Origin of the sequence: Photobacterium aquae (assembly GCF_001029445.1) — a bacterium.
GTDB classification, from domain to species: Bacteria; Pseudomonadota; Gammaproteobacteria; order Enterobacterales; family Vibrionaceae; genus Photobacterium; species Photobacterium aquae.
Map to the genome: position 1 here is coordinate 1 of NZ_LDOT01000016.1, position 12,816 is coordinate 12,816.

Here is a 12,816-nt window from a genome sequence, read left to right on the forward strand (position 1 = left end):
TTGCTGCGACTGACTGTTGCTGTCTTGTCGTTGCTGACCTTGCTGTGACTGACTGTTGCCGTTTTGTTGTTGCTGCTCTTGTTTCTGTTTTTGTAAGGACTCGACGACCTTGAGGTTTTCTGATGCCCCCGGATAGTCCGGATTGTCGGCCAACAAGTCCTGATAAGTCTTGGCGGCATTTTCCAATTGCCCGGCCTGCGCATAGGCATTGCCTAGATTAAAACGAGAATCATCATCTTTTAGTGGCTTCCATGTGTCGATGGCCTGCTGGTAATCTTTGGCTCGATAATAGGCACTACCTTTCCAGCGGGGATCATTGAAGTGTTTGGCGGCTTCGGCAAAGTTGCCTTGTTCAAACAATTGATGTCCTTGGGTATTACTGTTGTTGAACGCATCGGAGACTATGCTGGCATGGACAGGTTCTACAGGAATTAGCACGAGAGCTGCAGCAAGGACAATCCCTCGGCGAAATCCAAACAAAGCAAGAATAACAATGGGGATCATCAGCCAAAAGCCATTGTTGACCCGCTCTTCAAGTGTTTGTTGTTTGTCTTTGTTTGCCGCTTGTTCGGGTTTTGCGGTTGCTGCAATCAGCTTTTCAACATCATGGTTACTGGTGTCGGCTTGAACGAAGATACCATTAGTTGCTTTGACCAAAGGAGTTATGGTGTTGATGTCCAATTTACTGATCACCGTGTTGCCAGTATCGTTTGTGAGTAGGTGGCCGTCAGGAAGTTGGATCGGTGCGCCTTGCGTTGAACCAACAGCAAGAACGGATAGGCGGTAAGGATTTGCTTTTAGCAAACTTAGGCTGGCCGCCGATTCGGATTCACTTAATCCGTCGGTGATCATGATGATATCACCTTGTTGAAAGCCTGCTTGCTTGAGCAGATCAATCGCTTCTTTGATGCCTGCCGCTGCATTACTGCCTGCAATTGGCATGATTTCTGGCGACAGGTGAGGGATCAAGTTCGCGAGGGTTTGAGCATCCTTAGTTAGAGGGCTGATGGTGTAGCCATCACCGGCGTAGGCAACCAAACCTGTACTGCCTTCTTGCCAGCCTGGCAGTAAGTCCAAGGCTTTGTATCTGGCTTGCGAAAGTCGGTTTGGGGCCATATCGGTAGCATACATTGATTGGGACATATCCATCACCAATACTCGGGCACCAGAAAGGCTATATGCCGGTACGGTGTCTTTTTGCCAACTTGGGCCAGCCAGAGCAATGCAGGCCAATACCCAGACTAGGCTAACGCCAGGAATCAGGGCTTTCTGGCTGGTGGATTGGCCGATCCCCAGTTTTTCTGCCAGGTGCGAGGCAATTAGACCTTGCTGGCGTGTTGTGTTGCGGCGTAGCCAAGGCACTATCAGTAATAGGGGGACGAGTGCCAGTAGCCACAGAGGATAAAGAAAAGTAAATTCACTCATGACGCTTTCTCAATATCATTACAACAACCGAGAACAGTAACGCAATCCCGAGAGGGTAGCGGAACAACTCTTGCCGTGGCCGCCATGTTTGTTGCGCGGTATTGACCGGTTCTAGTTGGTTAATAATGTCGTAGATTTTTTCCAATTCTTGCGGATTGCGTGCTCGGAAGTATTGGCCTCCTGTCATATCGGCAATACGTTTGAGCGTTCTTTCGTCTAGATCCTGTGATGGATTAACCGTTCGGGTTGAAAAGAAGGTTCTTTGTTCCATTTCTTCAGCGCCGACACCCACGGTATAGATAGTCGCTTTACTTTTGGCGGCCAGTCGGGCGGCTTCTAGAGGATCGATGACCCCGGCAGTATTGGCACCGTCGCTGAGCAAGATAATGACCCGCTGTGGTGCATCGCTTTCAATAAAGGTTTTGGTGGCGATCCCAAGCCCTTCACCGATTGCTGTACTTTGGCCGATGAGTCCCAGCACCGTTCGTCCTAACTGATCCTGTACCGTTTTTCGGTCAAATGTCAGCGGTGTTTGCAGGTAGGCATGGTTGGCAAATAGTACCAAGCCGATACGGTCGCCTTCGCGTTCTGCGATGAACTTATCTAACACTGCTTTTACTGCGGTAAGGCGGTCGGTGTTGTTTCCGTTCCCGAGATCCATGTCTTTGATCGACATCGATCCTGATAGATCCACCGCCAGCATAATATCCCTGTGTTCAGGGTTTATATGAATAGGCTCTCCGTACCATATAGGACGGATCAAGGCTGTAATAAGACATAGCCAAGCCATTCCCATAAAAATGCTAATCCAGCGGTTGCTGCGTTGTTGAATGCCAACCCCGGCCGGGAGCCTAGGCAGCCGAATGGCGGCGGATGGCCTGTGGCGTGCCGGAGCGAACCGATAGATTAACAGTGGCAGAGGTAGCAGGAGCAACGCCCATAGCCATGCAAATTCAAGCATTTTTGTCACCTTCGTGAATTTGTGGCGAGTGGGTCAATTTGGCATGTTTGATCCACAGCTCAGATAATTTGAAGCAAACGCGGTATTCATCGGGAGTCAACGGCTTGCCTGAAAACAAACCTTGCTGCCAAAGAGGGGCTAATTCCACAAACCCACGTTTTTTACCTGTTAACTGACTATCAAGAAACTCAAGCCATGCCGCGCCCGCTAACCCTGCAACATATTGTCGGGGCAGGTAGCTCATGGCGACTTGGCGCAAAAGCAAGTTGAGCTCGTTGAAAGATGACGGGTTGGATAACGATTTCAGTCGTACCAACGCCTCTTGTCGAGCAAGGCGCTGCTGTTTGCGTTGTTTAAGTCTCACGTAAAGATAGGCAATTGCGACAATGAGCAAGGCGATGACGACCCACCAAGCCCATCCCAAAGGCCAATAGCTTGGGATATCAGGAAGATGGATATCAACAAGCATGTCCATTGGTTGTGAGGGTTGAGCGTTAGTCATTTGCCCCTCCGGTGATTAGCTGTTCCGAGAACGAAGTGTAGGAATGGCCGTTTAATTGCCCCAGTTGCGTGAGTAACGGAATGGCGGCAGAGATGGAATGTAACGGCACCGCCATTCGTTTGCAGAATGCATGGAGAAATTGTTGCTGGTCATCATATAGCTGGCTCAACCCGTGACGGGTTTTGCTGGCGGAAAAATCAATCCATGTTGACTGTTGGTCATCGGTGACGAAGGCGGTTCCTCGGTATGGGGTTTGGCCTGCTTCGAGAGGATCAGACAGGTGGACGAACTGAATGCGGTTATGCTGACGCAATTGGCTTAACCGGCGCCTGTCGTTTTCTGTTAACTGGTAAAAATCGCTGATAATGACGATTTCGCTGCCTTTGGGGCATAGGTGCGCAAGCCGTTTTAGTGCATCAGAAAAGCGCTGACTAGATGGCTGTCCAAGATTGGAAAGTTGTTGGGTTTGGGCATTAATTAGGGCATTGATAACATGAAGTGCACCTTGTTGTCGTGAACGAGGTTTACATTCTGTTATTTGCTGATCGGTGAAGATGACAGCGCCGATACGGTCTTGCTCAGCAACAGTTAGCCAACTCAATAAACTGGCAAAATGTGCTGCCTGAACAGATTTGAGCATCAAGGTAGAGCCAAATTGCATGCTGGTGCTCAAGTCGACGAGTAGCATCACTGGTTGCTCGCGCTCTTCGGTAAATAACTTGGTGTGGGTTTTACCGCTGCGAGCGGTAACCCGCCAGTCAATGGCGCGGATATCATCCCCAGGTTGGTAGGGACGAACTTCGGCGAAATCCATGCCCCGGCCTTTGTGACGGCTCTGGTGCTTGCCGCTCAGTTGTGACCAGATGCTGTGCGCGGGCGCAAGCCAGCGCACAGTTTGGTTTTTGTACTGGATAAGTTCAGCAAGACACACATTAACACCATCACTGTGACGAGGCAGTGCAAGTGATGTGGCTTGATTTTTCATGCGCAAGCAACCTGTGCTAGTAGCTGTTCGATAATTTGATCCGGAGAAATACCTTCGGCCTGTGCTTCATAGCTTAATAGAAGACGGTGGCGAAGAGCCGGGTAGGCCATGGCTTGTACGTCTTCAGGAGTGACGTAGTCGCGCCCGTTGAGCCATGCATGGGCACGAGCACAGCGATCAAGAGCCAATGTCGCTCGAGGGCTTACCCCCATCTGCAACCATTCAACAAGTTTAGGGCTGTATTTTTCAGGGCGGCGAGTTGCCATGATCAAGCGAATGATATAATGCTCGACCTCCTCTGCCATGTGGATGTTCAGCACCTGTTGGCGGGCATTGAAAATATCCTCTTGGCTAACGTTCACGGTTTCAGCTTGCTCAATACCGCGCGCTTCACCGCGATTAAGGCGCAAAATGGCCAGTTCGTGCTCACCATCAGGATAGTCGACATTCAACTGAAGCAAGAAACGGTCAAGCTGCGCTTCGGGCAGTGGGTATGTCCCTTCTTGTTCGATAGGGTTTTGGGTTGCCATGACCAAGAACAAATCAGGTAATGGGTATGTTTTTCGTCCCGCGGTAATTTGTTTCTCGGCCATCGCCTCTAGCATAGCGGCTTGTACTTTTGCCGGGGCTCGGTTGATCTCATCGGCGAGAAGGAGCGAGTTGAAGATCGGCCCAGGCTGGAAAGTAAATTCACCGGTTTCAGGGCGATAGATGTCTGTGCCAGTCAGGTCGGCAGGCAAGAGATCCGGTGTAAATTGAATGCGATGAAAGTTACCTTCAATACAGTCTGACAAGACTTTTACGGCACGGGTTTTGGCAAGTCCTGGGGGACCTTCAACTAAAATGTGACCGTCAGCTAGAAGGGCTATCAGCAGTTGCTTGACAAGCTCGGGTTGACCAATGACCTGACTACTCAGGTATTCTTGAAGGCGTTGAAAAGTAGACGTCAACATAATGCAGTGTCCTGTCTTGTTACTCATAGTATGTAGATATGGTCATTGAGACTAGTTTCAATGTTTTAAGTTCCTTTTGCTGAAACTAGGTCGAGTTAATTGCTTTTTTCTTAATCACCTTTGCTCTTGCTCGCTTGCTATCTGACGCTCATATACTTCTTTTTCCGTGACATCCTCTTCTGAATTGCGCCTGCCTCAAAAATGCCTGTTGTTATAGGAAATTGGGGTTCAGATGATGGCGCGTTGTGATTGTTTGTTGGTCATTTCATGGTGTGCATAATTGCGCGTTATTTGTGCACGCTTGGTAACAACGAATCATTAATGCCTTTGTTGTTTTCTTTATCATTTTGCGGAGTCGTTAAAATTTTGCTTTTGCGGGGCCGATCAAATGAAACAATGTTGACGCATTTGTTGATTAACCTCTTTGCAGTTCATTAATGTGATTCTATGCAGGTATATTGGTACGACCATTGATGCAGTGAGTTGATAATAGTATGCGTGTGTGTTCTTATAATATTTGTGAAGTGTAGCAGTCATAGAATTGCCTTATTCACTCAATAAGATGAAACACAGAAAAATATAATAATGCGAAAAAGCATTAAGTCTGGTTAGTGGCCTTTAAAAGTAAAGACGTTAAGGTGTTGTTATTTAAGCTGTATATCATCATCTTGATGGAATGGAGTCTTCTCGAATGGAAAAAAAAGCATTAGTGACAGGTGCGAAGGGCGGTATTGGCTCTGCAATTACCCAAGGATTGGTGGATGCAGGGTTCAAGGTTATAGCAACTTACTTTCCAAGTGGGGAAAGCAAGGCAAAAGAATGGTTTAAAGAAAATAATTATTCAGATGAACAGGTAAGGTTGTTCCCGTTAGATGTTACGGATGCAGCATATTGTGAAGAAGCGCTGGCAACATTGTTGCAAGAGGAAGGTAACATTGATGTTCTTGTCAATAATGCCGGAATTACGCGTGACACCACTTTCAAACGTATGACGAAAGAACAATGGCATGATGTTATAACAACTAATTTGAATAGCTTGTATAACGTTACCCATCCGTTGTTCTCTTCGATGTGTGAAAAAGGGAATGCTCGGATTATTAATATTTCTTCGGTTAATGGCCTAAAGGGACAGTTTGGCCAAGCTAATTACTCAGCCGCTAAAGCTGGCATGATTGGCTTTACCAAAGCTTTGGCTGCCGAAGGTGCGCGATTTGGCGTAACAGTTAACGCGATTGCCCCTGGCTATACTGGCACGCCAATGGTTGAGGCTATCAAACCAGAAGTACTTGATAGCATCAAGGCGGAAATCCCCATGAAACGCCTGGCAGCTCCCTCCGAAGTTGCTGCATCGGTTGCATTTCTTGCAAGTGATGCGGCTGCATATATCACTGGTGAAACACTGTCCGTTAACGGCGGATTGTATATGCACTAATTGATTGTTAACCCTGAAATGAAAGGATGCATTTAATCATGTCAAAAGTATTTATTGTTGCAGCTAAGCGTACTCCACTTGGCAGTTTTAATGGCGCGCTTAAATCGGTACCTGCTGCACAATTGGCTGCAGTTGCGATTAAGTCGGCGCTGGAACAAGCAAAAGTTGATCCATCACAGGTGGATGAAGTAATTCTGGGTAACGTTGTTGGTGCGGGGCAAGGTATGGGGCCTGGCCGTCAGGCTGCAATTGCTGCAGGTATTCCGGTGGAAGTGCCTGCTTATAGTTTGAATATGGTGTGTGGGTCGGGGATGAAAGCCGTAATGGATGCGGCTGCGCATATTAAAGCCGGTGATGCCGAATTGGTTGTTGCAGCCGGTGCTGAAAATATGTCCCAGATTCCATTCTGTGCATCCTCTGCAATTCGTGACGGGCAGAAGATGGGCAGCTTGAGCCTCGACGACTTGCTGATTACTGATGGCCTGACGGACGTATTCAACAATTACCACATGGGCGTAACGGCTGAGAATGTTGTGGCGAAGGTTGGGCTTAACCGTGAACAGCAAGACAACTTTGCTTTGGCAAGCCAGCAAAAAGCGGTTGCCGCGATTGAGCAAGGAAAATTTGTCGAAGAGATTGCGCCGGTTGAAGTAACTGCACGTCGTCAGACCAGTGTTGTCGATACCGATGAGTACCCCAAAGCCGATGCATCTATCGAGGGGCTAGCGAAACTACGCCCAGCCTTTAAGAAAGAGGGGGGCTCTGTGACTGCAGGTAACGCATCGGGTATTAACGATGGTGGTAGTGCAATTATTGTGGCATCAGAAGAGGCCGTTAAAAAGTACGGCTTAACGCCACTGGCTGAGATTGAAAGTTATGCGCAGGCCGGTGTTGATCCTTCGATTATGGGGCTTGGTCCCGTGCCTGCCGTAACGAAGGCCTTGGCAAAAGCCAATCTTTCGATTGCGGAAATTGGACTGTTTGAATTTAACGAAGCGTTTGCCGGCCAGGCATTAGGTGTTTTACATGAACTGGCTGACGAGCTGGGTACTCAGGTCGAGGATTTGGCCGAGCGCTCAAATGTAAACGGTGGTGCGATTGCATTGGGGCACCCGCTGGGTGCATCGGGCAACCGTATCATTGTCAGCCTTCTTCATGAAATGCGTCGGCGTGGTACAGAACATGGCCTTGCCACCCTATGTGTTGGGGGCGGCATGGGTACTGCCGTTGTATTGAAAAGCGTGTAATAGAATAGACATTCTCTGGTGCCTAAAAAATGCGTTTAGGCACTTAAATTACTTTAATCGAAATGAAGGAAACCGCTATGTATACGGAAATGTTTAAGTCTTTTTCTGAGCAGACTGAAAAATCTCTAGCACCATATGTAAAGTTCAACAAGCTTTTCACTAAGAACGTTGAAGATCTTACCGAGCTTCAGCTTGCTGCGGTACGTGCTTATAGCGAACTTGGCCTATCTCAGCTTAAAGCTGTTAGCGAAGTGAAAGACGTTCAGTCTTTTGCTGCATTTAATGGTCAGCAGCTTGAGACGCTAACTAAGCTTTCTCAGCAGCTAATCGACGACAGCAATAAGTTTACGGCTATTGCTCAGTCGTTTAAAACTGAAGTAGAAGAGCTGGTTGCAGAGAACGTAAAACAAGCCACTCCTGCATAAGTGAAATGACCGTTCAGCCGTCCATTATTATGGACGGCTTTTTTAGTCCAAGTGTCGAGGTCATTACCATGAACCAGAACTTATTTACGGACTACTTTGCCAAGCTTCAGGAAATGAACCAAATGTGGTGGAAGGAGCTGGATTCAGGCAAGGCAGCCATTAATTCACCGCTGAACAAGGCCCTCAATGAACTTAGCATGGAAGATACCGCTAAGTTGTTGGAGAAGGCGGCCTCGCAGCCTGCTGTGTTGGCAAAAGTTCAGATGGACTGGTGGGAAAACCAGATGAAAATCTGGCAAAACGTCACCATGAAAAACGGTAATGAATCTGATCTGGTTATTCCAGAGAAAGATGACAAGCGCTTTATGGACCCTGCTTGGGAAAACGAAGCGTTTTATAATTATATAAAACAATCCTATTTGCTATTTAGCAACAAGATGAGAGAGACCATTGAATCTATTGATGGTTTGGATGAGAAGGCCAAAGAGCGATTGAGCTTTTTCTCTCGTCAGGCGATTAATGCTCTGTCGCCAACCAACTTTATTACAACCAACCCAGAACTTGCCAAACTTACCGTTGAAACGAATGGTGAGAATTTGATAAAGGGGATGGAACTACTTCAGCAAGATTTGCAGTCCAGTGCAGATGTGCTCAAGATTCGAATGACCAATGATGCGGCATTTGAATTGGGTAAAGATGTTGCCAATACACCGGGTGATGTCGTTTACAAGAACCACTTGTTCGAGCTGATTCAATACCGCCCTCAGACAGAAAATGTGAATGCAACACCGTTGCTGATTGTGCCGCCGTTCATCAACAAGTACTACATTCTTGATCTTCGTGAGAAGAACTCGATGGTACGTTGGCTGGTTGAGCAAGGGCATACTGTCTTTATGATGTCTTGGCGAAATCCTGATGCCAGCATGTTCGATATCGACTTTGATAACTATGTGGTTGATGGTGTTGTTAAGGCTGTTGATGTTGTCGAAGACATCACTGGCGAGAAGTCGATTAACGCTGCGGGCTATTGTATTGGTGGCACCTTGTTGGCTACGGCATTGGCATATTACAGCGCCAAGCGTATGCGCAGTCGGATCAAATCGGCCACTTTCTTCACCACGCTGCTCGATTTTTCACAGCCTGGCGAGATTGGTGCGTATATCAATGATCCGATCATTTCTGCCATTGAGACACAAAACGAAGCCAAAGGTTACATGGATGGTCGCTCGTTAAGCGTAACGTTTAGCTTGCTACGTGAAAATAGCCTGTACTGGAACTACTACATCAACAATTATCTCAAGGGTAACAGCCCTATTGATTTTGATCTGTTGTATTGGAATGGTGATAGTACAAACGTTGCCGTGGCCTGCCACAGCACGTTATTGCGCCAGTTCTACCTTGAAAACAAGCTCGTAGATCCGAAAGGCTATAAAGTGGGGGGCGTCTATATTGATCTGTCTAAGATCAAGATACCAACTTACTTTATATCAACCCAAGAAGATCATATTGCGCTATGGCAGGGTACTTATCGTGGTGCGAAGAACCTTGGCGGTAAGTCAACGTTTGTTCTGGGTGAATCGGGTCATATTGCCGGTATTGTTAATCATCCGGCGAAAAATAAATATGGCTTCTGGACCAATGATAAAATGGCTGCCGATCCTGAAACTTGGCTCAAAGGGGCTAAGCGCGAGGAAGGATCATGGTGGGGTCACTGGAATAACTGGCTAGCCGGTTTTGAAGGTGCAGAGCCGATTGCAGCCCGTGTTGCCGGTAATGATAATTACCCTGTTCGTGCTGATGCACCGGGTGATTACGTGAAGCAAAAATTGCCGATTGAAGTCTCTAACGCTATCAAGGATCCGCTTGCTAGTTTGAGTGAAGCTTAATCTCTTATTTTGCGATAACATGAAGCGCAACTACTTTACGTAGTTGCGCTTTTTTTCGTTACGTTATTATGATTAATTTTTTATGATTGGAGAGGCTGTGAAATCTGTCATTCGTGTTATCGACCATTATTGGTGGCAATTAACGGTAGTTATTCTTATTGCTATTAGCGTGTTGTCGTTAACGCCTTTTGAGCATTTGCCACCGGCTCCTGGTAGCGATAAAACCCATCACTTTGTGGCTTATGCCGCCGTTGCTTTTCCTTTGATGTTGCGCCTGCCTAGGTATTGGTATTGTTACCTTTTAGGTTTGGCCGGATGGAGCGGGATTATCGAGCTTATCCAGCCTTATGTGAACCGCTATGGTGAGTGGTTGGATCTTGCAGCGAATGTTGCGGGATTGGTGATTGGCAGCCTGTTGGCCTTAGCTATACGCTATTACCGTAGAAATGAAATATAACAGGCTCGCAATAGCGAACCTGTTTGATTGTTTAGGCGTGAATGCTAACGGCTTTTATACTGTTTGTGTAAAAGTACGAGAGATCACATCTTGTTGCTGTTCACGGGTTAGTGAGTTGAAACGTACCGCATAGCCAGAGACACGGATAGTCAGTTGCGGGTATTTTTCAGGGTGTTCAATGGCATCTAGCAGCATTTCACGGTTCATGACATTAACGTTGAGGTGCTGCCCACCTTCCACGCTGACCCCATTTTTACCTCCCTCGTGGTGGAAGTAACCATCCATCAGTGCCGCAAGGTTTTGTTTTTGGATATCAACATCTTTGCCTAATGCATTTGGCACGATAGAAAAGGTGTATGAAATGCCATCTTTAGCAAAAGCAAACGGCAGTTTGGCTACGGATGTTAGCGATGCGACAGCCCCTTTGGTATCGCGCCCGTGCATAGGGTTTGCCCCCGGACCAAATGGCATGCCAGCTCGGCGGCCATCTGGAGTATTGCCGGTTTTTTTGCCGTATACCACGTTAGACGTGATAGTTAAAATTGACTGTGTAGGTGTCGCGTTGCGGTACATGGTCATCTTCTGAATTTTCTTCATGAAGCGTTCCACCAAATCGCATGCGATGGTATCGACACGGTCATCATTGTTACCGAATTTTGGATAGTCACCTTCAATCTCAAAATCAACAGCAATGCCATCCTCATCACGGATAGGGGTAACCTTGGCATATTTTATAGCAGCTAGAGAGTCGGCGACTACCGATAGGCCGGCAATACCACAGGCCATGGTACGGCGAACATCGCGATCCATCAGGGCCATAAGCGAGGCCTCATAACTGTAGCGGTCGTGAGAATAATGGATGATGTTCAACGCAGTGACATATTGAGTTGCCAGCCAATCAAGCATTTCGTCAAAACGCGGCATCAGGGTATCAAAGTCCAGTACGGTATCCATAACTTTGGCAAACTGCGGGCCCACTTGAACTTTTGATTTTTCGTCGATACCGCCATTGATGGTGTAGAGCAAAGCCTTAGCCAAGTTGGCGCGAGCACCAAAGAATTGCATGTCTTTGCCGACAATTTGCGGGCTGACGCAACATGCGATGGCATAATCGTCGTTGTTAAAATCAGGGCGCATCAAGTCGTCGTTTTCGTACTGTACCGACGAGGTTTCGATAGAGACTTTAGCCGCGTATTGCTTGAAGGCTGCCGGTAGTTGTTCTGACCACAGAATTGTCATATTGGGTTCTGGGGCCGGTCCCATGGTGTGCAGGGTATGCAGATAACGGAAGGTGGTTTTACTCACCAAGGTTCGGCCATCCACGCCCATGCCCGCCATCGCTTCTGTTGCCCAGATCGGATCACCCGAGAATAGGGAGTCGTAATCCGGGGTACGCAGGAAGCGAACCATCCGCAGCTTCATGATGAAGTGATCAATCATCTCCTGAGCATCGGCTTCGTTGATAACACCGTTCGCGAGATCTCGCTCAATATAGATATCCAAGAATGTTGACGTGCGGCCGAGAGACATTGCAGCACCATTTTGCGATTTTACCGCGGCCAGATAACCGAAATAGGTAAACTGAATAGCTTCCTGAGCGGATTGTGCCGGTGATGACATATCAATGCCGTATTTCAGGCCCATTGTGCGGATATCTTCTAATGCCTGAACCTGATCGGCCAGCTCTTCACGCAAACGAAGCATTTTTTCGAGATCCTGACCTTGCTCTAGAAAGGCTTGGGTAGAGGTAATCTGCTCTAGTTTGTCTGCTTTGAGAAAATCGATACCGTAAAGAGCTAGACGGCGATAGTCACCGATAATGCGGCCGCGACCATAGGCATCAGGCAGACCGGTGATAATGCCTGATTTGCGACAGGCGATAATATCTTTGGTGTACAGATCGAAGCAGGCTTTGTTATGGGTTTTGCGGTATTCGGTGAAGATTTTTTCTACGCGAGGATCAAGTTCACGGCCATACACTTCACAGGAATTCTTCACCATACGGATACCACCGTTGGCAATGATGGCCCGCTTTAGAGGCTTGTCTGTTTGTAGGCCGACAATAGTTTCGAGCTCTTTATTAATATAACCAGCATCATGGGAGATGATGGTTGAAGGCAGATCGGTGTCGAAATCCAATGGGGCATGGGTACGGCTTTCTTCCTTGATACCCTCCAAGACTTTATTCCATAATGCCGTTGTAGCGTTGGTTGCATCAGCAAGGAAAGATTCGTCACCTTCATAAGGCGTGTAGTTATTTTGGATAAAATCTCGGGTATTGACGTTTGTCTGCCATTCACCTGCGGTGAATCCTTGCCAAGCCTGAAGCATTGCTGTGGTTGGAATGGTCATACCTATTTCCTCGAAATGATGGGTATATTGAAAACAACAGGCGTGATGAATAATAAAAGTCAGTTATCTTTTCTGGTGGTTTTAAGGTGTCAAAAGCCCTACCGAAAAGGTATTACATATTGGAAATTAAATAGTTGCATCACGTCTTTAACTTGGTAGTGATATTATACAAACCCAAACTATGAGTAAAA

Annotated in this window: 11 protein-coding genes; 5 read left to right on the top strand and 6 right to left on the bottom strand. The window is 47.2% G+C overall.

From position 1 onward, the window contains the following. The 5 genes from ABT56_RS12745 to ABT56_RS12765 all read right to left on the bottom strand — a co-directional run. Positions 1-1,425 (bottom strand): VWA domain-containing protein (locus ABT56_RS12745; protein WP_047879273.1); only part of this gene is annotated, 1,425 nt, incomplete at its 3' end. Beyond that, positions 1,418-2,386, bottom strand: a complete 969-nt coding sequence (locus ABT56_RS12750) for a vWA domain-containing protein (RefSeq protein ID WP_047879274.1) — start codon at positions 2,384-2,386, stop codon at positions 1,418-1,420. The genes ABT56_RS12745 and ABT56_RS12750, both read right to left, overlap by 8 nt. Beyond that, positions 2,379-2,888 carry a DUF4381 domain-containing protein gene (locus ABT56_RS12755; protein WP_047879275.1) on the bottom strand — a complete coding sequence of 170 codons (510 nt, stop codon included), beginning with the start codon at positions 2,886-2,888 and terminating at the stop codon, positions 2,379-2,381. Before ABT56_RS12755 ends, ABT56_RS12750 begins: the two co-directional genes overlap by 8 nt. Beyond that, positions 2,881-3,873, bottom strand: a complete 993-nt coding sequence (locus tag ABT56_RS12760; protein ID WP_047879276.1) for a DUF58 domain-containing protein — start codon at positions 3,871-3,873, stop codon at positions 2,881-2,883. The genes ABT56_RS12755 and ABT56_RS12760 overlap by 8 nt, the downstream gene beginning before the upstream one ends. Further along, entirely contained in the window at positions 3,870-4,826 is a 957-nt protein-coding gene (locus ABT56_RS12765; protein WP_047879277.1) for an AAA family ATPase, read from the bottom strand. Before ABT56_RS12765 ends, ABT56_RS12760 begins: the two co-directional genes overlap by 4 nt. Positions 4,827-5,517: 691 nt before the next feature. Here ABT56_RS12765 and ABT56_RS12770 point away from each other — a divergent pair. From ABT56_RS12770 to ABT56_RS12790, 5 genes are all read left to right on the top strand, one after another. Then, on the top strand, positions 5,518-6,258 hold the full coding sequence (locus ABT56_RS12770; RefSeq protein WP_047879278.1) for an SDR family oxidoreductase: 741 nt from the start codon (positions 5,518-5,520) through the stop codon (positions 6,256-6,258). A gap of 38 nt (positions 6,259-6,296) precedes the next feature. Then, the gene (locus ABT56_RS12775; RefSeq protein WP_047879279.1) at positions 6,297-7,505 is read left to right on the top strand and encodes an acetyl-CoA C-acetyltransferase; all 1,209 of its coding nucleotides are present in this window, start codon (positions 6,297-6,299) and stop codon (positions 7,503-7,505) included. A gap of 77 nt (positions 7,506-7,582) precedes the next feature. Further along, positions 7,583-7,930: a phasin family protein gene (locus tag ABT56_RS12780; RefSeq protein WP_047879280.1), complete on the top strand. Its 348-nt coding sequence runs from the start codon at positions 7,583-7,585 to the stop codon at positions 7,928-7,930. A 68-nt stretch (positions 7,931-7,998) separates the two neighbouring features. Beyond that, positions 7,999-9,816 (top strand): class I poly(R)-hydroxyalkanoic acid synthase, encoded by a 1,818-nt coding sequence (gene phaC / locus ABT56_RS12785; RefSeq protein ID WP_047879333.1) that lies wholly within the window; start codon positions 7,999-8,001, stop codon positions 9,814-9,816. 97 nt (positions 9,817-9,913) lie between these two features. Beyond that, complete coding sequence (locus ABT56_RS12790; RefSeq protein WP_047879334.1) at positions 9,914-10,273, top strand: VanZ family protein; 360 nt, start codon at positions 9,914-9,916, stop codon at positions 10,271-10,273. A gap of 54 nt (positions 10,274-10,327) precedes the next feature. On the opposite strand, the gene pflB is transcribed toward ABT56_RS12790, so the two are convergent. After that, positions 10,328-12,625, bottom strand: coding sequence for a formate C-acetyltransferase (pflB, locus tag ABT56_RS12795; protein ID WP_047879281.1), 2,298 nt, complete (start codon positions 12,623-12,625; stop codon positions 10,328-10,330). Positions 12,626-12,816 lie beyond the last annotated feature (191 nt).